Genomic DNA, 23,391 nt, shown 5'->3' with positions numbered 1-23,391 from the left:
CGATCGTGGCAGGATCACGGTCGACGCACCCAGCTCCGACGTACGAGTGAGGCCCGACCATGTCCAAGCGCGACGAACGCGCCGCTGCCGCCGCCCGTCTCGCCGAGGAGGCCCGTCGCCGGGAACGCCGCGGCGTCGTGGTGAAGGTGAGCGCCCTGGTGCTGGCACTGATCGCGATCGTCGCTGTCTGCGTGGTCATCGGGTTGAGCAACGGGGGCGACGGCAAGGTCGACACCGACGCCGCGACCAGCAGCGACAACGCGACCTACAGCCTCAGCGTCGGCAACCCGAGCGCACCCCACACGATCGTCATCTACGAGGACTTCCTCTGTCCGTTCTGCGACCAGCTCGAGCTCGCCTCGCGGGACAAGCTCGCCCAACTGGCGGCCGACGGCAAGGTCTACCTGCAGTACCGGCCGTTCCGGCTGCTCTCGCCCGACTACTCCGGTCAGGCGCTCAATGCCTTCGCCGTGGTGCTGACGACGTCCGGCCCGGACGTCGCCAAGAGGTTCCACGACCTGCTCTACGAGAACCAGCCCGAGGAGTCCGGCCCGTTCCCGAAGGTGAGCGAGCTCGTGGACCTCGCCGTCAAGGCCGGCGCCGAGGAGAGCGCGGTCCGCGCCGGCATCGAGGACACCAGCTCGCAGAAGGCCTGGACCGACGGGGCGACCAGGGCCGCGCAGAAGGCGCACGTCGAGGGCACGCCCACGATCCTGCTCGACGGCCGGCAGTTCCAGGACGGCGACACCGTCCCCGAGCTGGCCGCCAACCTGATCAAGGCCGTCTCCTGATGCGCCCCTCGCACGTCCCGTTCCCATCGAGCTCCCACGTCGAGGTGATCGCATGAAGGACTTCATCGCCGGGCTGCCCAAGGCCGAGCTGCACGTCCACCACGTCGGGTCGGCCTCGCCGCGGATCGTCGCCGAGCTCGCCGCCCGCCACCCCGCTGCGGGCGTGCCGAGCGACCTGGAGGAGCTGCGCGGCTTCTTCACCTTCCGCGACTTCGCGCACTTCATCGAGGTCTACCTCGCGGTCGTCGACCTCATCCGTACGCCGGAGGACATCCGCTACCTCACCTACGAGATCGGCCGCGAGCTGGCGCAGGGCCAGCAGGTGCGCTACGCCGAGCTGACGTGCACGCCGTACACCTCGGTGCTGGCGGGCGTTCCGATCGAGGCCTACACCGAGGCGATCGAGGACGCCCGCGTGGCGGCGCTGCGCGACTTCGGGGTGGTGCTGCGCTGGATCTACGACATCCCCGGTGAGCTCGGCGTCCCGGCCGCCGACGCGACCCTCGGCTACGCCCTCGAGCACCGCACCGACGCCCTCGTCGGCTTCGGCCTCGGTGGCCCCGAGATCGGCGTTCCCCGCCCGCAGTTCGCGCCGCACTTCGATCGCGCCCGGGCGGCGGGACTGCACTGCGTGCCCCACGCCGGCGAGACCACCGGGCCGCAGACGATCTGGGACGCCCTCACCCTGCTGCACGCCGAGCGGATCGGACACGGCACCTCCGCCGCACAGGACCCGGCCCTTCTGGCGCACCTGGCCGAGACGGGCATCCCGCTCGAGGTCTGCCCGTCCTCCAACATCGCCACCCGAGCCGTGGCCACCCTCGCCGAGCACCCGCTCAAGGCGTTCGTCGAAGCCGGTGTCACCGTCACGATCAACTCCGACGACCCGCCGATGTTCGGCACCACCCTGGGTCGGGAGTACGCGATCGCCGCCGAGCTGCTGGGCCTGGACGAGGCCGGAGTCGCCGAGCTGGCGCGCGCCGCCGTACGCGCCTCGTTCGCGCCGGCCGACGTGCGCCAGCGGGTGCTCGCGGAGATCGACGCCCACCTCGGCTGAGAGCGACTCTCACCCGTTCCTCAAGAAAGTCCCCGGCAAGCGTCAGGTTGGGGGCGCATGCTCGTCGCATGGCAGCAGTGATCCCCTCGGTCCCCGCACCGAGCCTGTCGCCGGCGTTCGGCAGGCTCGCACGCCGGGACGCGCTGGTGCGGACCGCGCTGGTCTCCGTGCTGTGGCTGGGCGTGCTGCTGGTCGCGTACTGGTGGGCGGCCGGTGGCGGCTTCCAGGACCTCGGCTCCTCCCTGACCGACGCGTTGCTGTCGCTGGGCCGGCTCAGCGGGCTGGTCGGCTCGGCGCTGCTGCTCGTGCAGGTGCTGCTGATGGCCCGCGTGCCGCTGCTCGAACGCGCCTACGGCCAGGACCGGCTGGTGCGGATCCACCGGATCGTCGGCCTGACCTCCTTCGACCTGATCGTCGTCCACGTCGTCCTGATCACCTGGGGGTACGCCGCGGGCAGGCTGGGCTCGACCCCCGCCACCTTCTGGGACCTGACCTGGCACGACCCGGGGATGCTGCTGGCGGTCGCCGGCACGCTGCTGCTGGTGATGGTGGTGCTGACCTCCCTGCGCGTCGCGCGCCGCCGGCTGCGCTACGAGTCCTGGCACCTGCTGCACCTCTACGGCTACCTCGGCGCGGGTCTGGCACTGCCGCACCAGCTGTGGACGGGTCAGGAGTTCCTGGCGAGCCCGCGGGCGACGTACGTGTGGTGGGCGGCGTGGGCAGCCGTCGCCGCCACCGTGGTCGTCTTCCGCGTCGCGCTGCCGCTGCTCCGCAACTACCGGCACGGCCTGCGGGTGGCGGCGATCTTCCCCGAGGGGCCGGGCGTGGTCTCGGTCCACCTGATCGGTCGTCGGCTCGACCGGCTGCGCGCCGAACCGGGGCAGTACTTCACCTGGCGATTCCTGGACCGCGAGGGTTGGACACGGGCCAACCCGTTCTCGCTCTCGGCGGCGCCGGACGGCCGGACGCTGCGGATCACCGTGCAGAGCGACGGGGACGGCAGCGCGTCGGTCGGTGCGCTCCGGCCCGGCCAGCGGGTGCTCGTCGAGGGTCCGTACGGCCGGCTGACGCCGCGTGCCCGCACCCAGCGCAAGGTCGCCCTCATCGGGGCAGGCGTCGGGCTGGCGCCGCTGCGTGCGCTGGCGGAGGGACTGGGCTACGCGCCGGGGGAGGCGGTCCTGCTGCAGCGCTACCGCAGCCACCAGCTCTTCGCCGGCGAGCTGGGCGTCCTGCGCGAGCGGCGCGGGCTCAACCTGGTAGCGATGCCGGGCGCCCGGCGCAGCGCCGGCTCCTGGGTGGGCGAGGGCTACGACGGCTACGACGACGCGCAGGTGCTGCTCGGCTGGATCCCCGACCTCGTGCAGCGTGACGTCTACGTGTGCGGACCGCCGGCCTGGACGGCCGCGGTGCGGCAGGCGGCCGAGCAGGCCGGCCTCCCGCGGGAGCAGTGGCACGAGGAGGCGTTCGGATGGTGAGGGGCGTGAACCGGATCGTCTTCTGGTTCCTCGCGACGGTCACCGTGGTGGTCTTGCTCTTCGGCTACCACACCTCCACCTCGGGTCCGGCCGGCTCGGCGCCGCTGAGCGCGATCGCCGACCCGACGCCGGGCGCCGCGTCGGGTTCCGCGTCGGGTTCCGCGTCGGGTGCCGCCGGCTCGACCACGGAGGACTCGGGCAGCTCCGCATCGACGACCGTCACCGGTTCCGAGGCGCAGACCCAGTGGGGGCCGGTCCAGGTCGAGCTCACGATCGCCGGCGGCAAGATCACCGATGTCGCCGTACCGGTCTATCCCGACGGCAACGGCCGCGACGCGGAGATCAACTCCTTCGCACTGCCGCAGCTGATCCAGGAGACCATCTCCGCGCAGAGTGCCGACATCGACATGGTCAGCGGCGCCACCGTCACCAGCGACGGCTACCTCCAGTCGCTGCAGAGCGCGCTGGACAAGGCCGGCCTGTGAACGCCACCGCCGGGAGCGCGACGGGCAGCCCCACGGCCGCCCCCGTCACCCGGTACGTCGACCACGTCATGGGGATGCCGGTCAGCCTCGCCCTGCGCGGTCGGCACACCGACGACGCCGCGGCCCGGGATGCCTGGGCCGAGGCGATGGCGACGTTGCGCGACGTCGACCGGGTGTTCTCCACCTACCGCTCCGACTCGCACGTCTCCCGCCTCGACCGCGGCGAGATCTCCCTGGTCGCGTGCCCGCCGGAGGTGCTCGAGGTGCTCGCGCTGGGGGAGCGCTGGCGGCAGGAGTCGTCCGGCGCCTTCGACGTACGCCGTCGCGGGCGTGACGGGGAGCTGCACCTCGATCCCAGTGGCGTGGTCAAGGGCTGGGCGGTCGCCCGGGCGGCCCGGCCGCTGCGGCACCTGGAGGAGACCGGCTTCTGCCTCTCCGCCGGGGGCGACATGGTCTGTGCGGCCGACCCGGGTGCGGCGCCGTGGCGGATTGGCGTCGAGGACCCGCACGATCCCGCCCGGGTGGTGGCGGTGGTGCCGGTGCACAACGGCGCGGTGGCGACCTCGGGACTGGCGCACCGCGGCGCGCACATCACCGACGCCCGGACCGGCCGGGTGCCGACCCTCGTCGCCTCGGTGACGGTGATCGCCGACGAGCTCGTCGAGGCGGATCTGGACGCCACGGCGGCGTTCGCGCTCGACGGGGAGGCGGTGTCGTGGCTGGCCGGGCGGCGACGTACGGCGGTGGTGGTCTGGGCCGACGGACGGCGGGAGGTGCTCGGCACGGCGACGCAGACATCGCCGATCATCAGGCTAGACTGATCAACCGTGACTGATCACGAAGCTCTCGAGGAGATCGCCTCCGGCCTCGCGCTGAGCGTCAGCCTGCTGCGCCGCAGGCTCCGGCAGCGCCCCGTCGAGGGCGTCGACGGGATGCCGACGCTGCCCGAGCTCGCCGCGCTGGTGCGGCTGGACCGGTCCGGGCCCGCGACCAACGCCGACCTCGCCAAGGCCGAGCAGATCAGTCCCCAGGCGATGAGCGCCACGCTCGGCGGTCTGGAGCAGCGCGGGCTGATCGGCCGCACCGCCGATCCCGCCGACGGCCGCCGCATCCTGCTCGCCGTCACCGACGCGGGTCAGCGGATGATCGCGGCCAAGCGCGCCGTGCGCACCGAGCAGCTCGCCGGCGCGCTGGTGCACCTGGACGCCGACGAGATCGCCACGTTGCGGGCCGCCGTACCCGCCCTGGAGCGGTTGGCCGAGCACCTGTGACGGCGGTGCAGGAGCCGACCCGGTCGCGCAACTACCCCTGGATCGCGCTGGCGAACACGACAGCGGCGGTCTTCATGAGTGCGCTGGACGGCTCGATCGTGCTGATCGCGCTGCCGGCGATCTTCGACGGGATCCACATCGACCCGCTCGACCCGCACAACTTCGGCTATCTGCTGTGGATGATCATGGGCTACCGCCTGGTGCAGGCGGTACTGGTGGTGACAGTGGGCCGGCTCGGTGACCTGTTCGGCCGGGTGAAGATCTACAACGCGGGCTTCCTGGTCTTCACCATCGCCTCGGTGCTGCTCTCCTTCGACCCCTTCGCCGGTGGGCGTGCGGCGATCTGGCTGATCGGCTGGCGGGTGCTCCAGGCGCTGGGCGGCTCGATGCTGATGGCCAACTCCGCGGCGATCCTCACCGACGCGTTCCCGGCCGAGCGCCGTGGCTTCGCGCTGGGGGTCAACCAGGTCGCGGGCCTGGCCGGTCAGTTCATCGGCCTGACGCTCGGCGGGGTGCTCGCGGTCTGGGACTGGCGAGCGGTCTTCTGGGTCAACGTCCCGGTCGGCATCTACGGCACCGTCTGGGCCTACACGAAGCTGCAGGAGACGGCCGTGCGCCGTACGGACCGGCCGCGCTTCGACTGGTGGGGCAACCTCACCTTCGCCGGCGGACTGTCGGCGATCCTGATCGGGATCACCCAGGCGCTGCACCCCTACCGCGACCACACCATGGGCTGGACCAATCCGGTCGTGCTGGCCGAGGTGATCGGGGGAGCGGCGCTCCTGTTCGCCTTCGTCGCCATCGAGCGGGCGGTCACCGAGCCGATGTTCCGCCTCGGCCTGTTCAAGATCCGCGCGTTCTCCGCCGGCAACATCGCCGGCCTGGCCGCCTCCGTCGCCCGCGGCGGCATGCAGTTCGTGCTGATCATCTGGCTGCAGGGCGTATGGCTGCCGCTGCACGGCTACGACTTCTCCCGGACGCCGCTGTGGGCTGGCATCTTCATGGTGCCGCTCTCGGTCGGCTTCCTGGTGGCGGGCCCGATCGCCGGCACGCTCTCGGACCGGCTCGGCTCGCGAGGCATCGCCACCGGCGGGATGATCCTGTTCTCGGCGACCTTCCTGGGGCTCGCCGCGCTGCCGATCGACTTCCCCTACTGGCTCTTCGCCAGCCTGATCTTCCTCAACGGCATCGCCAACGGCATGTTCACCGCCCCCAACACCTCCTCGATCATGAGCTCGGTCCCCGCGTCCTACCGGGGGGTCGCGTCAGGCATGCGGGCCACCTTCCAGAACACCGGTACGGCGCTGTCCATCGGCGTGTTCATGTCGCTGCTCACCGCCGGTCTGGCGGCCCGGCTGCCGCACACCCTGACCAGCGGGCTCATCGCCCACGGCGTCTCGGCCGACACCGCGCAGCAGGTCGGCTCGCTGCCACCGGTCTCCTCGCTGTTCGCCACCCTGCTGGGCGTCAACCCGATCCAGCACCTGCTGGCGCCGACCGGCGCGCTCGACCACCTCACGGCGGCGCAGCGGTCCGCGCTGACCGGCCACACGTTCTTCCCACAGCTGATCGCCGGGCCGTTCCACACCGGCCTGGTCATCGTCTTCGTGACCGGGGCGGTGCTGGGGCTGGTCTCCGCGCTCGCCTCACTGCTGCGCGGCGGACGCACCGTGCAGCTGCCGGACTGAACCACTGCCTCCACCCCTACGAACGGAGATCCTCATGCCCCTGACCACGATCGATCCCAAGGCCGCGCTGGTCGTCGTCGACCTGCAACAGGCCATCGTCGGCATCGGCGTACCGGGGACGGCCGAGGTCCTCGACCGCTCGGCCCGGCTGGCCACGGCGTTCCGGGCGGCCGGTCATACGGTCGTCCTGGTCAACGTGGATGCCTCGCCCGCCGGCCGAAGCGACGCCAACCCGGCCGGCGGCGGCATGCGGATGACCCAGGACCAGCTGGCGTTCGCCCCGGAGCTCGACCGTCAGGACTCCGATCTCGTCGTCACCAAGCACACCCGCGGCGCCTTCCACGCAACGGCGCTGGAGCGGAACCTCGCCGAGCGCGGCGTCACCCAGGTGTTCGTGACCGGCATCGCGACCGGCTCCGGCGTCGAGGAGACCGCTCGGGAGGCCTACGCCCGCGGCCTGAACGTGGTGGTGGTGACCGACGCCGTCGCCGACCGGGACCGCGACGTGCACGACTTCGTGCTGACCCGGGTGCTGCCGCGGTTCACCGAGACGACGACGACCGATGAGGTGCTGGCAGCGCTGGGGTAGCACCGGAGTGACGCCTCGCGGCGAACAGAGGGACTCCTCGTCGAGCCCTCAGGCCGTCACCGCCACCGCACCCGGCGCCCCCAGCAGCCGGTCGCGCAGCTCGACCAGCTCGGTGACGGCTCCCACGAAACGGCGGGTGCTGTCACCGACGGCGAGGTCGTCGAAGTAGTGGTGCCGCATCGCGGTCCGGGCGAGCTGGTGCTCGTCGTGCGCCAGCCGGGCGCCGACCAGCTCGGCCAGGCCGGCGAGGTTCGAGGAGTCGACGACGTCGGCCACCCGGCTCACCGGCGCCTCGGTCCGCAGCCGCTCCCGGTCCTCCCACCGGTCGGTGATCAGGATCGGCTTGTCGGTGCGGAGGTAGAGCCAGTCCAGCCCGACGGAGGAGACGTCGGTGACCATCGCATCGCAGTGCGCGAAGACCGCGAGGATGTCGCCGTCGGGGATGGCCACGTGGCCGGCCGCCGGGTCGCGGGTGGCACCCCACGCCAGGACGTCGAGGATCGCGCGGTGCCCCTCGGCGATGGCCGGTGCCTCGCTGGTGGTGACCTTGGGGTGCGGCTTGTAGACGACCCGCACGCCCGGCACCGCAAGCAGCGCCCGGACGATCCGGGGACCGAACACGTCGACCGAGGTGTAGCAGTTGTAGTCGGCGTCGCCCTCCCACGTCGGCGCGTAGAGCACCGTCCTGCGGTCACTGGCCGGCAGGATCGGCTCGGGCCGCAGGTCCAGCTGCGGTCGCCCGATCCGGATCAGCTTCGACTCGTCGAGCTCCATCAGGGCTCCCCGGTGCCGCTGCACCGCCGCCTCGCCGGCGACGAAGACACGGTCGTAGGCCTTGGCGTTGTTGCTCACCATCGAGTGCTTGTCGCTCTCGCCGTGATTGATGTGCACGTGCAGCATGCGGTTGTTGATCAGCGAGTTGAAGTTGCGCACGCCGTTGTTGCAGTAGAGGACCACCTTGGCGTCGAGCTCGGCGTACAGCTCGCTCAGCTCGTTGAGCTCCTCGGCGACGTACACGGGCAGCCCGGTGCGCTCGCGCACGACGACCGCCGTCTCCAGATCCCGCAGCACGATCGCCACCGGATGGCTCTCGTCGAGCATCTCCAGGACCGGCAGCCACTGCAGCAGCTGGTAGACCCGGGTCGGGTCGTCGGAGAAGTAGCTCAGCACGGAGGGGCGCGGCATCGTCACCAACGGATCATACGGCCTGCGGAGCCGACCTGAAAAATGCAGTCTGACCTGCGTAAACGCAATGTTTCCGGGTGGCGTCGCCGCCCTCGGCCGGCACCTGTCAGCCGCCCGTCGCGCCGCGCTGGCGCAGCACGCCGCGCGCAGGGGGCCGGCCGCTTCCGGGGACCGGCCCGCCACCCGGTGCGGTGCTGTCGCTCACGAGCGCCCTCGGCAGGAGTCGAACCCGCAACCAGCCGGGTAGAAACCGGATGCTCTATCCATTGAGCTACGAGGGCCAGGCGGCAACATTGTGGACCATGGGCCTCAGGTGAACGGCCCCAGGGCCGAAGGAGCGGGGGTGGATCCTGAACTCACGGCGGCCGGCCTGCCCATGGTCGCCGTGCCCCGTCCCCGGGCGGGGGATCAGGTGAGACTCGGCGTGGACGTGATCCGCTGGCTGCTGGCCAACGGCGGTGTCGCGACGGCCTACCAGCCGATCATCGACGTACGCCGCGATCGCGTCATCGGCTGGGAGGCCCTGCTGCGTGCCCAGCACCCCGAGATCGGCGCGATCTCGCCGGTCGCGCTGGTCGAAGCGGCCACCGAGCACGGGCTGATCGACGCGCTGACCCGGCGGATCGTCGAGGACGCCTGGCACACGATGGCGCTCGCCCGCGACATCGTCGCCGAGCCGCTCACCATCCACCTCAACCTCGAGCCGGCCCAGCTCGGTCCGAACCAGCCGCTGTTGCAGTGGATCGCCGACATCGCCTGGCCCGAGGACGTGCGCGTGATCGCCGAGATCACCGAGCGCGGGGCCGACCGCTGGCTCCCGGTGCACGAGCTCGGTGCCAACACGCTGGTCTCCGGTGGCCTGGCGCTGGCCATCGACGACTGCGGTGCCGGCTCCTCGAGGCTGGGCTTCCTCAACAGCCGGCACTGGGACATGGTCAAGCTCGACCGCAGCCTGATCGCGGAGTCCGGCGAGCGGGCCCAGCTGGTCCTCAAGCACCTGATCGAGATGCTGGCGGCCCTCGGCACGGTGAGCCTGGCCGAGGGCATCGAGACCATCGAGCAGTACCGCACCGCCCGCGGGCTGGGCGTCGACGAGGCCCAGGGCTACCTCCTCGGCATGCCCGTTCCGGGCGCGGTGATGCTCGCCACGCTGGCCAAGAACGGTCTGGCTCTCGACCTCGACGTCTGAGACGACGGCGCCGAGGAGTCTGCCGGGCGTGGAGCCACCGCCTAGGGTTGCGGCTCGTGGACCAGCACTTCTGCACCGCCTGCGGCCACCGGCTCGGCCCGGGCGACAACTTCTGCACCGGGTGCGGCACCCCGGCGAGCACCGCGGCAGCGGACGAGTCGCCCGAGCGCACCGCCGTACGACCCTCGATGCTGGACCAGCTGATGGCGCAACCGGCCGACGACACCGCCGTACGCCGCCCCCTGCCGCCGGCCGGCCGGCCGCCCAGGCGCCGCTCGCGGGGACGCTTCTGGGGCTGGGTGGCAGTGGCAGCGGTCCTCGTCGCGGCGGTGTCCTACGGCCTCGGCACGCTCGCCGCCGGTCGTGACGGGGACGACCGACGCAGCACCACAGGGACCGGCGCAGGGACCGGCACCGCGACCGGCGCCGCCACCGACGCCCCGGGAACGAGCGCGAGCGCCGATCCGTCGTCGGGAGCCTCGATCGACCCGCAGGCCCTCGCGCAGGCGAGGGCGCTGCGCGCCCTGCTCGGCCGCTCCGCTGCGGACAAGCAGAAGATCGCCGTCGCCGCCGGCGAGCTCGAGACCTGCCGCCACCTCCACCAGGCCGTGCAGACCTTCGAGGAGGCGGCGAGCTCGCGCGATCGGCTGGTCACCCAGGTCGCCGACCTGCGGGTCGGCCTGCTCCCGGGCGGCGGTGCGGCCGTCGCCAGCTTCACCGACGCCCTGCGCGCCGCCGCCGACGCCGACCGTGCCTACGTCAGGTGGGGTGAAGCCCGGCACAAGGGGCGCCACCACACCTGCCGCGGCGGCGGCTCGCTGCGCAGCGCAGCCGTCCGGTCGAGCTCCGCCTCGCACGCACCCAAGCAGCAGACCGCTCAGGCGTGGAACGTGATCGCCGCCCAGTTCGGGCTGGCGAGGATCAGCTGGACCAGCCTCTGAGGTCTCAGAGGTGACGGCCCATCCACGCCTCGACGTCGTCCGGCGTGCGCGGCAGCGCCGCCGAGAGGTTCCGTGAGCCGTCGGCCGTCACCAGGATGTCGTCCTCGATCCGGATGCCGATGCCGCGCAGCTCCTCGGGGACCAGCAGGTCGTTGTCCTGGAAGTAGAGCCCCGGCTCGACGGTGAGGACGTACCCCTCCTCCAGCGTGCTCTCCTTGCCGTAGGCGGCCTGGCCGGCCTGGGCGCAGTCGTGCACGTCCAGGCCGAGCATGTGCGAGGTGCCGTGCAGGGTCCAGCGGGCGTAGGTGCGGTTGTCCTCCGAGAGCGCCTCGTCGACCGAGACCGGCAGCAGGCCGAGATCGTCGAGTCCGTGCGCGAGCACCGCCATCGCGGCGTGGTGCGGGTCGCGGAAGCCGGCTCCGGGACGGACGACGTCGATGCCGGCCTGCTGGGCGTCGAGCACCAGCTGGTAGAGGTCGCGCTGCAGCGGGGTGTAGCTGCCCGAGATCGGCAGCGTCCGGGTGATGTCGGCGGTGTAGAGGTTGCGGTTCTCCACGCCCATGTCCAGGAGCACCATCTCGCCGGGGACGATCGGGCCGGTGTTGTCGACCCAGTGCAGCGTGGTCGCGTGCCGGCCGCCGCCGACGATGGAGTCGTAGCCGAGGTCGTTGCCGAGCGCGCGGGCACGACGGAAGAACGTGCCCTCGATCCAGCGCTCGCCGTACCTGATCGCGTTCGTCCAGTCGGCGACCGAGTCCTCGAAGCCGAGGGCGGTGATGTCGCAGGCCTCCTGCAGCTGCTCGATCTCCCAGGCGTCCTTCTTCAGCCGTAGCTCGCTGGCCACCCGGGCGAGGTCGGCGTCGAGGCCCTCGTCGGGTGCGACCAGGCCGTCGACGTACGCCGACACGCCGCGCAGCACGCGCGTCTTGGTGGACCCCGCGAGGGCGTCCTCGAGGCCGTCCACGTGCCGCACCTCGAGGCCGAGCGACTCCGAGAGCTCACCCAGCGAGGGCCGACGGCCCACCCAGAGCTCGCCGTAGGTCGCGTTGCGGAAGAACTCCTCGGTGTCGCTGCCCGCGCTGGGTCGTGCGTAGAGCGCCGCCGAGCCGTCGGGCTCGATCACCAGGACGGCGTCCGAGGTCTGGTTGCCGGTGAAGTAGGTGTGAGCGGTGTCGGGCCGGAAGCGGTAGTCGGTGTCGTTGGCGCGCACCTTGTAGCCGCCCGAGGGGATCACCAGTCGCTCGCCGGCGAACGCCTCGGCCAGGCGGGCGCGCCGAGCGGCCGCGTGGGGTGCCACCGGATGAGCCGGTACGTCGAGGGCGCGCTCGCCCCAGCCCTGCATCATGAAGGCGCGCCAGGCCTCGGGCACCTTGTCGTCGTGGGGCCGGGTGCCGCTCTGGTTCTCAGCCGGCTGGTCGGTGGGGTGAGGGGTCGCCTCGGGGGTCACCGCTTCGTCGCTCATGAGCCGAATGCTACGCCGAGCCACCCCGTCCCCGACCTGCACCGATAGGCTTCGCCCCATGGGGGTGAAACCGCCGCGCAACCGAGCGTTCACGATCGTGGTCAGCGTGCTCGTCGCGCTCGCATCCATCCCCGTGCTGATCATCGTCGCCGCGTCCGGCGCGCCCACCCACACCGTACTCGCCGTCATCTTGGCCAGCGTGCCGGTGGTGCCCCTGGTGCTGTTCTACCTGTGGCTGGATCGCTACGAGCCCGAGCCCCGGCTGCTGCTCGCCCTCGCGATGACGTGGGGGGCGTTCGTCGCCTGCTTCGCCGCCATCGTGCTCGAGGGTGTCGGCGGGGTCGTCACGGGTCTGCACGACAACGCCGCCATCGCCATCGTGGCGCCGGTGGTGGAGGAGGCCTGCAAGGGGTTCTTCCTGGTGATGCTGCTGTGGTGGCGGCGCGACGAGCTCGACGGCGTCCTCGATGGCATCGTCTATGCCGGCCTGATCGGCGTCGGCTTCGCGTTCACCGAGAACATCCTCTACCTCGCCGCGGCCTACAACGGCACCGACGGCGTCGGGCCCGGGGGAGTGAGCGGTCTGGCCGGGACCTTCGTCGTACGGTGCCTGCTGAGCCCCTTCGCCCACCCGATGTTCACCGCCTTCACCGGGATCGGGGTCGGCCTGGCCGTGGGGTCCCGCTCGCGCTGGGTGCGGTGGCTCGCCCCGCTCGGGGGGTACTGCGTAGCGGTGCTCGCCCACGCCACCTGGAACGCCTCGACGATCTTCGGCTTCGGCAGCGTCGTCCTGGTATACCTCGTGCTGATGCTGCCGGCCGTCGGGGGCCTGGCGGCCGTCGCGATGTGGGCGCGACGCTCCGAGCGCCGGATGCTCGCGCTGGCGCTCGGGGACGCCGCGCGCCGGGGCCTGCTCCCCGCCACGGACATCGGCTGGGTGGTCGACCTGGGAGCCAGACGCAGCGCCCGTGCCTACGCCCGCCGGTGGGGCGGTCCCGCGGGCGAGCACGCGATGCGGGAGTATCAGCAGGCAGCGATCGAGCTCGGGTTCCTGCACTCACGCTTCCTCCGTGGCACCCCGCCACCGAACTTCGTCGCCCGCGGGCAGGAGTACGTCGCGAGAATTGGTGCGGTCCGGCCCCGGATCGCCTTCCCTGGACAGGTGGTACCGACGAGATGACAGCCGCTGGGGCGTTCGACAGCACCCGGATGGTGACGGCACTGGTCCGTCTCCACCAGGCGCTGCACGACATCGCGCTACCGCTCGACCTGGCCGGCGCCGCCGAGCAGCGGCGCTCCCTCGCCGCGCTCGTGGACCAGCTCGAGGACTACGTCATCCCGCGGATGATGACCATCGACGCCCCGCTGCTCGCCGTGGTCGGCGGCTCCACCGGTGCCGGCAAGTCCACGCTGGTGAACTCCCTGGTCGGCAGGCGCGTCACCGCGCCCGGTCTGCTGCGCCCGACCACCCGCTCACCCGTCCTGGTGCACAACCCGGCCGACGCGCACTGGTTCGGCCAGGATCGGCTGCTCCCGGAGCTCAAGCGGGTCGAGCACGCCACCGACGACCCCAAAGCGCTGCAGCTGGTCGCCTCCGAGACGGTCCCGGCCGGGCTGGCCATCCTCGACGCCCCCGACGTGGACTCGGTCGAGGAGCAGAACCGCCTCCTCGCCGCCCAGCTCCTCGCCGCCGCCGATCTGTGGATCTTCGTCACCTCCGCCGCGCGCTACGCCGACCAGGTGCCGTGGGAGTTCCTCAAGGCCGCCGCCGAGCGCTCGACAGCCGTGGCCGTCGTCCTCGACCGCACACCGCAGGACGCCGTCCAGACCGTTGCCACCCACCTGGCCCGGATGCTCGCGGCCCGGGGGCTGAAGGACTCACCGCTGTTCATCGTGCACGAGGGGCAGGTCAGCGGCGAGGGCCTGCTGCCCGCGCCGCACGTCGCCGAGGTCCGCGGCTGGCTCGACATGCTGGCCGACGACGCGGCCGCCCGCCAGGCGGTGGTCACCCAGACCCTCGACGGTGCCGTCCGGGCGCTGACCTTCAACGTGCACCCGCTCGCCGACGCCGCCGCGGCGCAGGGCGATGCGCTGGACCGGCTGCGCGGCGACGTGCAGGCGGCGTACGGGAACGCGCGCAGCGCCATCGTGGCCGCGACCGCCGACGGCACCCTGCTGCGCGGCGAGGTGCTTGCCCGCTGGCAGGAGTTCGTCGGGACCGGCGAGCTGCTGAAGTCGCTGGAGAACCGGGTCGGCAAGCTGCGCGACCGGATGGTCAACGCGGTCAAGGGCAAGCCGCAGCAGGCCGAGCGGGTCAGCGTCGCTGTCGAGTCCGGCCTCGAGCTCCTCATCCTCGAGCACGCGGAGGCCGCCGCCGAGCGGGCGGAGGCCGCCTGGCAGCAGACCGAGGCCGGCCGTGGCCTGCTCGCGGATGCTCCCGGCGATCTCGGTCGAGCCAGCCGCGCGCTACGCAGCAAGGCCGAGCGTGCCGTCCGGGACTGGCAGCAGGACGTGTTGGAGATGGTGCGGGCGGAGGGGGAGGACAAGAAGTCCGCCGCCCGCTTCCTGGCCTACGGTGTCAACGGCCTCGGGGTGGCGCTGATGGTGGTGGTCTTCGCCAACACCGCCGGCCTGACGGGTGCCGAGGTCGGCATCGCCGGAGGTACGGCGGTGGTCGGGCAGAAGCTGCTGGAGGCCGTCTTCGGCGACCAGGCCGTGCGTGACCTCGCGACGCGGGCGCGCGCCGCGCTCGAGCAGCGGGTCGACGCCCTGCTGGCCGAGGAGGAGGCGCGCTACACCGGTGTCCTCGACGTGCTCACCGTGGACGCGGGCGCGCCGGACCGGCTGCGCCAGGCCGCCCGCGGGGTGGACGACGTGCGCTACGCGATGCAGCGCACGCTCGACTGATCCGCTCGCTGAGACGATCGGCGTACCCGGCCACTAGGCTGGGGCGCGTTCACACTACCGCTGAAGGGGAAGCATGTCGTCGTCGCTCGAGGGAGCCCAGCACCTGCAGACGTTGGGGAGCGACATCGGCGACCGCCTCGGCGGTCTCGCCGAAGCGGCCGAGGCGGCCCAGGGGCGCCTCGACGATGAGATGGTCGGCGAGGCCCGCGCCATCGCCGAGCGCGCCGGCAGCCGGATGCGGCTCTCCTCCGAGCACACGGTCGTCGGCATCGCCGGCGCGACCGGCTCGGGCAAGTCCTCGACCTTCAACGCGCTGACCGGCCTCGAGCTGTCGGCCGTCGGCGTACGTCGCCCGACCACCTCCTGGGCGACCGCCTGCGTGTGGGGCTCCACCGGGGCCCGCGAGCTGCTGGAGTGGCTCGGCATCCCTGATCGTCACCAGACCACCCGTGACTCGATGCTCGACACCCGGCGCGAGTCCAACGAGCTCGACGGCGTGGTGCTGCTCGACCTGCCCGACCACGACTCGACCGAGCTCTCCCACCACCTCGAGGTGGACCGACTGGTAGCCCTGGCCGACATGCTGGTCTGGGTGCTGGACCCGCAGAAGTACGCCGACGCCGCGATCCACGACCGCTACCTCGAGCCGCTGAAGACCCACGACGAGGTCATGGTGGTCGTGCTCAACCACATCGACAAGGTGCCCGAGGAGCGGCGCCAGTCGATGATCGACGACGTCCGCCGCCTGCTCGACAACGACGGGCTGCAGAAGGTGCCTGTCATCGCCGTCTCCGCCCGGCTGGGCTGGGGCATCCCCGAGCTGCGCGGTGAGATCGCGCGTCGGGTGGCGGACAAGAAGGCGACCAAGGGCCGGATCGAGGCCGACGTGCGGACGTTGGCCGGCCGGATGCGGGACGCGTCCGGCGACGCGGCCCCCAAGAAGCTCGACCAGGGCCGCATCGACGCGCTCGACGACGCGATCGCCGAGGCGGCGGGCGTGCCCACGGTGGTCGACGCCGTCGAGCGGGCCACCCGGATGCGCGCCGGCCGCGCCACCGGCTGGCCGCTGGTGTCGTGGCTCTCCGCGCTCAAGCCCGACCCGCTCAAGCGGCTGCACCTCGATCTCGGCGCCGAGGGCAGGGTGCTGACCGGCCAGGCCCGCACGTCGGTGCCGGAGGCGACCTCGGTGCAGCGCGCCCGGGTCGACAGCGAGGTCCGTGCGTTGGCCGACGAGACCGGCTCGGGCCTGGGCGCACCGTGGCAGGAGTCCATCCGGGCCGCCTCGGTCTCCCGGATCGGCGACCTCAACGACCGCATCGACGCCGCGCTCGGCGGGGTCGACCTCGGCGCGGCCAGGCTGCCGGTGTGGGCCGGCGTGGTGCGGGTGCTCCAGTGGCTGCTGATCCTCGCCGCCGTGGGCGGTGCGGTCTGGACGGTCGCCGCGGCGGTGTCGGGCGGGCTGGACGACACCTCGAAGGTGGCCGGGGTCGCCCTGCCGCTGGCCATCCTGATCGCGGCGGTCGTCCTCGGCATCGTGCTCGCGCTGGTCTGCCGCGCCCTCGTGGCAGGTACGGCGAAGACGCGGGCGGCTGCCGCCGACGAGCGGCTGCGCACCGCCGTCGCCGAGGTCTCCGAGGAGCTCGTCGTCAGGCCGGTGCAGGCGGAGCTGGCGGCGTACGCCCGCTTCCGCGACGGCGTGACGAGGGCACTGAAGTAGGCGACACGCGTCCGCTGGCCGGTCGAAAGTTTCTCTACTGAATAACTAGAGATATAGTCGGCGGCATGTCCGTCGTCTCGATCGCGCGCCCGGCCCTGTCCCGGGCCGAGCTCGCCGAGCTCACCCAGCGCTACGCCGAAGAGGTCCGCGAGGGCCGCCACGAGGTCCACGCCGACCCCGACGAGCGCTGGCACGTGCGGCTGCACTGCGACGACCAGGTCGACGTCTGGCTGATCAGCTGGACGCGTTCCCAGGGCACGGAGCTGCACGATCACGGCGGCTCCAGCGGCGCGTTCACCGTCGTGGAGGGCACCCTCACCGAGTCGGTGTGGTCTGGACCGGTCGAGGCCGGACGTCTGCGCGAGCTGGAACGGGGTACTGGTTCGACCGTCACTTTCGGTGAGCACTACGTACACGACGTGTGCAACACTGCCGAGCCGGTCGCGGTGAGCGTGCACGCCTACTCGCCGCCGCTGGCCCTGATGAACTTCTACGACGCAGAGGACGGGGCCTTGCAGCGACTCGCCACCAGCTGGACCGACGACCCGGAGATCGCCACACCTACCTATCGCACGGTCGACGAGATGCTCAGCGCCGCCCGCTCCGGGATCACGCGGCTCTCACCCGAGCAGGCCGCGGCCGCCGCGGCCGAGGGCGCCCTGATCGTCGACATCCGGCCGGTGTGGCAGCGCGAGGTCGAGGGCGAGATCGCCGGCTCGATCATCGTCGAGCGCAACCACCTCGAGTGGCGGGTGCACCCCGACTCCGACGCCCGCCTGCCGCAGGCGGTGCAGGGCCAGCGGTGGATCGTGCTGTGCCAGGAGGGCTACACCTCCTCGCTGGCCGCCGCCGCGCTCGCCTCGCTGGGCATCCCGGCCGCCGACGTCGAGGGTGGGATCAAGGCCTGGACCGCCGCCGGGCTGCCCGTCGTACCGGGCGTGACGGGCGTCGAGCAGGTCGTTCCCGCCGAGCGAGCCGCTGACGGCGCGGCCTCGCACGCGTCATGATGACCGCATGATCGAGTACCGATCCGTCGGGAAGACCTTCGCCGGCGGTGCCGAGGCGGTCCGCGACTTCAGCCTCGTCCTGCCCTCCCGCACGACCACCGTCTTCGTCGGCTCCTCCGGGTGCGGCAAGACCACCCTGCTGCGGATGGTCAACCGGATGGTCGACCCCTCCCGCGGCCAGGTGCTCATCGACGACGTCGACGTCGCCACCCGCAACCCCGTCGAGCTGCGTCGCTCGATCGGCTACGTGATGCAGCACGCCGGCCTGCTCCCGCACCGCAAGGTGGTCGACAACGTCGCCACGCCGCTGCGGCTGGGTGGCGTCGGCCGGCGCGAGGCGCGCAGCCGCGCGCTGGCCGCCCTGGAGACCGTCGGACTCGACCCGGCGCTCGCCGGCCGCTATCCCGGGCAGCTCTCCGGCGGCCAGCAGCAGCGCGTCGGAGTCGCGCGCGGGCTGGTCTCCGACCCCAACATCCTGCTGATGGACGAGCCGTTCGGCGCGGTGGACCCGATCGTCCGCGCCGAGCTGCAGCAGGAGCTGCACCGCCTGCAGAGCGACCTGGACAAGACGATCGTCTTCGTCACCCACGACATCGAGGAGGCCTTCCTCCTCGGCGACCAGGTCGTCATCCTGCGCAAGGGCGGAGAGATCGCCCAGGTCGGCACGCCGAAGGAGATCCTCGCCTCGCCCGCGGACGACTTCGTGCGCAGCTTCGTCGGCCTGGACAAGGGCCGGCGTACCTTGCGGATCGAGGAGGTCGACGGCCAGCGTGTGGTGATCGACTCCGACGGCCGCGCGACCGGTGTGCTGGCGTGACCTGGTTCTTCGACAACTTCTCCTACATCCGCGGGCTGGCCTGGCGCCACCTGTGGCTGTCGGTGATCCCGGTGGTGCTGGGCTTCGTCATCGCCCTCCCGATCGGGTACGCCGCGCGGCGCTGGCGCATCGGCGGCAAGGCGCTGCTGAGCCTGGCCAGCGTCCTCTACACCATTCCCTCGCTGCCGTTGCTGGTGATCCTCCCCGGCCTGCTCGGCACCTCCTTCCTCGATCCGAAGAACGTGTTGATCGTGCTGACGATCTACGCCGTCGCGCTGCTGGTCGGGACCGCCGCCGGCGCGTTCGGCAGCGTCTCGGAGTCCGTCGTCGACGCGGCCCGGGCCAGCGGCTACTCCACCTGGCAGCGGATCCTCCAGGTCGAGCTGCCCCTGGCCGGCCCGGTGCTGCTCGCCGGCGTCCGGGTCGCCTCGGTCAGCACCGTCAGCCTGGTGACCATCTCGCCGCTCATCGGGGTGAGCAACCTCGGCTCGCTGTTCACCGACGGCTTCCAGCGCTACTTCACCACCGAGATCATCATCGGCATCATCTGCGTGGTCGTGCTCGCCCTGCTGCTCGACCTGCTCTGGGTGCTCATCGGCCGGCTGGCGATGCCGTGGCTGCGGGTCAGGAGCGCCCGATGAGCGCGTTCTCCGAGGGCATCTCCTGGCTCACCGACGGTTCCCACTGGCACGGTGACGACGGCTTCCCGCACCGGATCGCGCAACACCTGGGCTACACCTCGCTCACCGTCGTGATCGCCTCCGCCATCGCGATCCCGCTGGGGCTGTGGATCGGCCATACCGGTCGGCTGCGCGGGCTCGCGATCGCGCTGACGGGCGCGCTGCGAGCGCTGCCGACGCTCGGCCTGGTGGTGCTGATGGTGCTGTGGCGTGGCATCGGGCTCGCGCCGCCGACGATCGCGCTGGTGGTGCTCGCCATCCCGCCGCTGCTCGCCGGCGCTTACGCCGGGCTGGAGGCCGTCGACCGCGCCACCATCGATGCCGCGCGCGCCATCGGGATGACCGAGTGGCAGGTCCTCGGCAAGGTCGAGGTGCCGCTCGCCCTGCCCCTGATCATCGGCGGGGTGCGGGCGGCTGTGCTGCAGGTCATTGCCACGGCGACCGTCGCGGCGTACCCAGGATTGGGTGGCCTCGGGCGCTACCTCATCGACGGACTCGCGGTTCGGGATTATCCGCAGATGGTTGCGGGTTCTGTCGTCATCGTGGTGCTCGCCCTCGTCCTCGACGGCGTGTTCGCCGTCGTCCAACGCGCTCTCTCCACCCAACGATGAGTAAGGAAGAAACCATGAAGGTCACCCGACTGGTCGCTCTGGCCGCCGCCTCAGGTCTGACCCTGACGCTGGCCGCCTGCGGCAGCGACCCGACCAACACCGCCTCCGGTTCGGAGTCGAGTTCGGACACGTCGGCCTCCTCGGCTGCCTCTGGCTCGTCGGCCCAGCCGATCGTCGTCGGCTCGGCCTCCTTCGGGGAGAGCGAGATCCTCGCCGAGATCTACGCCCAGGCGCTCAAGGCCAAGGGCATCGACGCCTCCACCCACCTCGACATCGGTCAGCGTGAGGCCTACATCGGCGCCCTCAAGGACGGCTCGATCTCGCTGTTCCCGGAGTACACCGGCAACCTGCTCACCTACTTCGACCCCAAGGCGACCGCCACGGCGCCCGACGAGGTCGACACGGCGCTCAAGGCGGCGCTGCCCGACACGCTGACGACGCTGACGCCCTCGGCGGCCGAGGACAAGGACTCCTACAACGTCACGTCCGACTTCGCCAAGAAGAACAACCTGCACACGATCGCCGACCTCAAGAACGTCTCCGGCCTCTCGCTGGCGGGCAACCCCGAGCTCAAGACCCGTTCGTACGGCGTCCCGGGCCTGGAGAGCGTCTACGGCATCACCGGGATCAAGTTCACCCCGATCAGCGACAGCGGCGGTCCCGCGACCCTCAAGGCGCTGACCTCCGGCAAGGTCGACGTCGCTGACATCTACTCCACGACGCCGTCGATCTCGCAGAACCACCTGGTCACCCTGAGCGACCCGAAGAACCTGGTGGCAGCGCAGAACATCGTCCCGCTGATCCGCAAGGACCACGACAACGCTCAGGTCGACGCGGTGCTCAACGCCGTCTCGGCCAAGCTGACGACCCAGTCGCTGCTCGACCTCAACACGAAGTTCAACGGCCCCGACAAGCCCAAGGCCGCCGACGTGGCGGGGGACTGGCTGAAGGCCAACGGCCTGGCCTGACCCGACGTCCCACCGCTGCGAGGCGGCCGGAGCGATGACGCTCCGGCCGCCTCGTGCGTCCTGGTGGGTTTGGCGGGCCGGGTGGGGCCGGTCCGGGTTCGGTCGGTCTTCGTGCACAGCGAGCGCTCGCGAGCGGGATATCCACAGGAGCGGACCGGCTGGCGGGCGCTGTCGGTGCTGCTCGGCAGGCTCGCTGGTGCAGCGCATGCTGCTGAACCTGACAAGGAGCCAGACCATGAACGAGTCCTACATCACCGTCCACGGCTACGTGGTGGCCGCCCCCGTCGTGCGCAACGTCGGGGACCACTCCGTCGCCAACTTCCGCATCGGCGTCACCCCGCGCAAGCTCGAGCGATCCTCGGGGGAGTGGCGCGACGACGAGACCCAGTGGTACTCGGTCAGCGCGTGGCGGGCGCTGGGCGACAACGTCGCCCGGTCGCTGCGCAAGGGCGATCCGGTGATCGTCCAGGGCCGGCTCAACGCCCGCACCTGGGTGAACGCCAGCCACGCCGAGGTGGTGGCCCACGAGATCGAGGCGACGGTGGTCGGGCACGACCTGCGCCGTGGCTTCAGCACCTTCGCCAAGACCGCCTCGGGCGTCGCTGCGGAGGGCGCGCCGCGCACCGGGGCCGGCTCGACCCCCGCGGGCGAGGCAGGCGTGACTCCGGGCGACCAGCCCGGCGCGGAGCCCGGCCAGGTGCCGGTGGAGTCGGCCCGTCCGGCCGACTGGAGCGCTCCGCTGGCCGACGCTCCGGGCTGGGCCGGAGCCGCCTGAGCACGCTCACCACACGGGGGCTGTCCGGCGGCAGCCCCCGATCGGGCCCCAGCGGCCGATCCCAACTAACCTAGCCGCATGGCCGAGTACATCCTCTCCCTGCGCAATGTGCGCAAGGCCCACGGCGACAAGGTCGTCCTCGACAACGTCACCCTCTCCTTCCTGCACGGCGCCAAGATCGGCGTCGTCGGTCCCAACGGCATGGGCAAGTCCTCGCTGCTCAAGCTGATGGCCGGCCTGGACCAGCCGAACAACGGTGATGTCGTCCGCGATCCCGAGGCGACCGTCGGGATGCTGCAGCAGGAGCCGCCGCTGACCGAGGGCAGGACCGTCCTGGAGAACGTCCAGGAGGCGGTCGGGGAGATCAAGGCCAAGCTCGACCGGTACAACGAGATCTCCGAGCTGATGGCCGACCCGGACGCCGACTTCGACACCCTGCTGGCCGAGATGGGCAACCTCCAGGAGGAGCTCGACCACGCCAACGCCTGGGACCTCGACTCCCGCCTCGACCAGGCCATGGACGCGCTGCGCTGCCCGCCGCCGGAGGCGCTCGTGGACAACCTGTCCGGAGGCGAGCGCCGCCGGGTCGCGCTGTGCAAGCTGCTGCTCCAGCAGCCCGACCTGCTGCTCCTCGACGAGCCCACCAACCACCTCGACGCCGAGTCGGTGCAGTGGCTCGAGGGTCACCTCAAGAACTACCCGGGTGCCGTCCTGGCCGTCACCCACGACCGGTACTTCCTGGACAACGTCGCCCAGTGGATCGCCGAGGTCGACCGCGGCTCCATCCACGGCTACGAGGGCAACTACTCCACCTACCTGGAGACCAAGAAGGAGCGCCTCAAGATCGAGGGGCAGAAGGACGCCAAGCGCGCCAAGATGCTGGAGAAGGAGCTCGAGTGGGTCCGCTCGAACGCGAAGGCCCGGCAGACCAAGTCCAAGTCGCGCCTGGCCCGCTACGAGGAGCTCGCCGCCGAGGCGGACAAGGCCCGCAAGGTCGACACCGCCGACATCAACATCCCGCCGGGCCCGCGCCTGGGTGACGTCGTGCTGGAGGCCCACGACCTGACCAAGGCGTTCGAGGGCCGCACCCTGTGGAACGACATCTCCTTCACGCTGCCGCGCGCCGGCATCGTCGGGGTCGTCGGCCCGAACGGCGTCGGCAAGACGACGCTGTTCCGGATGATCACCGGCGGCGAGGCGCCCGACGCGGGCGACCTGAAGGTCGGCCAGACCGTGAAGATCTCCTACGTCGACCAGAGCCGCGGCGGCATCGACCCCAACAAGAACGTCTGGGAGGTCGTCTCCGACGGCCTGGACTTCATCAAGGTCGCCAACTTCGAGATGAACAGCCGCGCCTACGTCGCCTCGTTCGGCTTCAAGGGCCCCGACCAGCAGAAGAAGGCCGGTGTGCTCTCCGGTGGTGAGCGCAACCGGCTCAACCTCGCCCTGACGCTCAAGCAGGGCGGCAACATGCTGCTGCTCGACGAGCCGACCAACGACCTGGACGTGGAGACGCTGTCCTCGCTCGAGGACGCGTTGCTCGACTTCCCGGGCTGCGCCGTCGTCACCTCCCACGACCGGTGGTTCCTCGACCGCATCGCCACCCACATCCTCGCCTGGGAGGGCGACGACGAGGACGGCGGCAAGTGGTTCTGGTTCGAGGGCAACTTCGCCGCCTACGAGGAGAACAAGGTCGAGCGCCTCGGCGTCGACGCCGCCCGCCCGCACCGGGTGACCCACCGCCGCCTGACCCGGGACTAGCAGGAGCGCCCGCGG

The 23,391-nt window shown here is 71.6% G+C and carries 22 protein-coding genes and 1 tRNA gene; 20 read left to right on the top strand and 3 right to left on the bottom strand.

What is annotated here, in order from left to right:
• The first annotated feature begins 59 nt into the window (after positions 1 to 59).
• The 8 genes from P5P86_RS16690 to P5P86_RS16655 all read left to right on the top strand — a co-directional run bounded on the left by P5P86_RS16690 (position 60) and on the right by P5P86_RS16655 (position 7,356).
• Positions 60 to 791 carry a DsbA family protein gene (locus P5P86_RS16690; RefSeq protein WP_280608577.1) on the top strand — a complete coding sequence of 244 codons (732 nt, stop codon included), beginning with the start codon at positions 60 to 62 and terminating at the stop codon, positions 789 to 791.
• A 52-nt stretch (positions 792 to 843) separates the two neighbouring features.
• The gene (locus P5P86_RS16685; RefSeq protein ID WP_280608576.1) at positions 844 to 1,848 is read left to right on the top strand and encodes an adenosine deaminase; all 1,005 of its coding nucleotides are present in this window, start codon (positions 844 to 846) and stop codon (positions 1,846 to 1,848) included.
• Between the two features lie 68 nt (positions 1,849 to 1,916).
• Positions 1,917 to 3,323, top strand: coding sequence for a ferredoxin reductase family protein (locus P5P86_RS16680; protein ID WP_280608575.1), 1,407 nt, complete (start codon positions 1,917 to 1,919; stop codon positions 3,321 to 3,323).
• Between the two features lie 5 nt (positions 3,324 to 3,328).
• Complete coding sequence (locus P5P86_RS16675; protein WP_280608574.1) at positions 3,329 to 3,808, top strand: FMN-binding protein; 480 nt, start codon at positions 3,329 to 3,331, stop codon at positions 3,806 to 3,808.
• The gene (locus P5P86_RS16670; protein ID WP_280608573.1) at positions 3,805 to 4,629 is read left to right on the top strand and encodes an FAD:protein FMN transferase; all 825 of its coding nucleotides are present in this window, start codon (positions 3,805 to 3,807) and stop codon (positions 4,627 to 4,629) included. Before P5P86_RS16675 ends, P5P86_RS16670 begins: the two co-directional genes overlap by 4 nt.
• Positions 4,630 to 4,635: 6 nt before the next feature.
• The gene (locus P5P86_RS16665) at positions 4,636 to 5,079 is read left to right on the top strand and encodes a MarR family winged helix-turn-helix transcriptional regulator (protein WP_280608572.1); all 444 of its coding nucleotides are present in this window, start codon (positions 4,636 to 4,638) and stop codon (positions 5,077 to 5,079) included.
• Positions 5,076 to 6,767 carry an MFS transporter gene (locus P5P86_RS16660; protein ID WP_280608571.1) on the top strand — a complete coding sequence of 564 codons (1,692 nt, stop codon included), beginning with the start codon at positions 5,076 to 5,078 and terminating at the stop codon, positions 6,765 to 6,767. Before P5P86_RS16665 ends, P5P86_RS16660 begins: the two co-directional genes overlap by 4 nt.
• A gap of 34 nt (positions 6,768 to 6,801) precedes the next feature.
• A complete protein-coding gene (locus tag P5P86_RS16655) occupies positions 6,802 to 7,356 on the top strand; it encodes an isochorismatase family protein (RefSeq protein WP_280608570.1) in 555 nt (184 codons plus the stop codon).
• Between the two features lie 48 nt (positions 7,357 to 7,404).
• On the opposite strand, the gene P5P86_RS16650 is transcribed toward P5P86_RS16655, so the two are convergent.
• Complete coding sequence (locus P5P86_RS16650) at positions 7,405 to 8,541, bottom strand: CDP-glycerol glycerophosphotransferase family protein (RefSeq protein WP_280611276.1); 1,137 nt, start codon at positions 8,539 to 8,541, stop codon at positions 7,405 to 7,407.
• A gap of 208 nt (positions 8,542 to 8,749) precedes the next feature.
• Positions 8,750 to 8,822: transfer RNA gene (locus P5P86_RS16645), tRNA-Arg, on the bottom strand.
• A gap of 62 nt (positions 8,823 to 8,884) precedes the next feature.
• On the opposite strand from P5P86_RS16645, the gene P5P86_RS16640 reads away from it, so the two are divergent.
• Positions 8,885 to 9,730 (top strand): EAL domain-containing protein, encoded by an 846-nt coding sequence (locus tag P5P86_RS16640; protein WP_280608569.1) that lies wholly within the window; start codon positions 8,885 to 8,887, stop codon positions 9,728 to 9,730.
• A gap of 56 nt (positions 9,731 to 9,786) precedes the next feature.
• Complete coding sequence (locus P5P86_RS16635; protein ID WP_280608568.1) at positions 9,787 to 10,671, top strand: zinc ribbon domain-containing protein; 885 nt, start codon at positions 9,787 to 9,789, stop codon at positions 10,669 to 10,671.
• A gap of 4 nt (positions 10,672 to 10,675) precedes the next feature.
• Here the strand turns inward: P5P86_RS16635 and P5P86_RS16630 are convergent, their stop codons facing one another.
• A complete protein-coding gene (locus P5P86_RS16630) occupies positions 10,676 to 12,133 on the bottom strand; it encodes an aminopeptidase P family protein (RefSeq protein ID WP_280608567.1) in 1,458 nt (485 codons plus the stop codon).
• 58 nt (positions 12,134 to 12,191) lie between these two features.
• On the opposite strand from P5P86_RS16630, the gene P5P86_RS16625 reads away from it, so the two are divergent.
• From P5P86_RS16625 to ettA, 10 genes are all read left to right on the top strand, one after another.
• The gene (locus P5P86_RS16625) at positions 12,192 to 13,313 is read left to right on the top strand and encodes a PrsW family intramembrane metalloprotease (RefSeq protein ID WP_280608566.1); all 1,122 of its coding nucleotides are present in this window, start codon (positions 12,192 to 12,194) and stop codon (positions 13,311 to 13,313) included.
• Positions 13,310 to 15,040: a dynamin family protein gene (locus tag P5P86_RS16620; protein WP_280608565.1), complete on the top strand. Its 1,731-nt coding sequence runs from the start codon at positions 13,310 to 13,312 to the stop codon at positions 15,038 to 15,040. Before P5P86_RS16625 ends, P5P86_RS16620 begins: the two co-directional genes overlap by 4 nt.
• A 73-nt stretch (positions 15,041 to 15,113) precedes the next feature.
• A complete protein-coding gene (locus P5P86_RS16615) occupies positions 15,114 to 16,757 on the top strand; it encodes a YfjP family GTPase (protein WP_280608564.1) in 1,644 nt (547 codons plus the stop codon).
• A gap of 65 nt (positions 16,758 to 16,822) precedes the next feature.
• The gene (locus P5P86_RS16610; protein WP_280608563.1) at positions 16,823 to 17,764 is read left to right on the top strand and encodes a rhodanese-like domain-containing protein; all 942 of its coding nucleotides are present in this window, start codon (positions 16,823 to 16,825) and stop codon (positions 17,762 to 17,764) included.
• 7 nt (positions 17,765 to 17,771) lie between these two features.
• Positions 17,772 to 18,581, top strand: coding sequence for an ABC transporter ATP-binding protein (locus P5P86_RS16605; RefSeq protein ID WP_280608562.1), 810 nt, complete (start codon positions 17,772 to 17,774; stop codon positions 18,579 to 18,581).
• Positions 18,578 to 19,222, top strand: coding sequence for an ABC transporter permease (locus P5P86_RS16600; RefSeq protein WP_280608561.1), 645 nt, complete (start codon positions 18,578 to 18,580; stop codon positions 19,220 to 19,222). Before P5P86_RS16605 ends, P5P86_RS16600 begins: the two co-directional genes overlap by 4 nt.
• Positions 19,219 to 19,872: an ABC transporter permease gene (locus P5P86_RS16595; RefSeq protein WP_280608560.1), complete on the top strand. Its 654-nt coding sequence runs from the start codon at positions 19,219 to 19,221 to the stop codon at positions 19,870 to 19,872. The genes P5P86_RS16600 and P5P86_RS16595 overlap by 4 nt, the downstream gene beginning before the upstream one ends.
• Before the next feature lie 14 nt (positions 19,873 to 19,886).
• Entirely contained in the window at positions 19,887 to 20,840 is a 954-nt protein-coding gene (locus P5P86_RS16590; protein ID WP_280608559.1) for an ABC transporter substrate-binding protein, read from the top strand.
• Positions 20,841 to 21,075: 235 nt separating this feature from the next.
• Complete coding sequence (locus P5P86_RS16585; protein ID WP_280608558.1) at positions 21,076 to 21,615, top strand: single-stranded DNA-binding protein; 540 nt, start codon at positions 21,076 to 21,078, stop codon at positions 21,613 to 21,615.
• 78 nt (positions 21,616 to 21,693) lie between these two features.
• On the top strand, positions 21,694 to 23,376 hold the full coding sequence (ettA, locus tag P5P86_RS16580; RefSeq protein WP_280608557.1) for an energy-dependent translational throttle protein EttA: 1,683 nt from the start codon (positions 21,694 to 21,696) through the stop codon (positions 23,374 to 23,376).
• The last annotated feature ends 15 nt before the right edge of the window (positions 23,377 to 23,391 follow it).

It is taken from the genome of Nocardioides sp. BP30 (genome assembly GCF_029873215.1).
Lineage (GTDB): Bacteria > Actinomycetota > Actinomycetes > Propionibacteriales > Nocardioidaceae > Nocardioides.
This window is presented reverse-complemented; position numbering and strand designations above follow the sequence as displayed.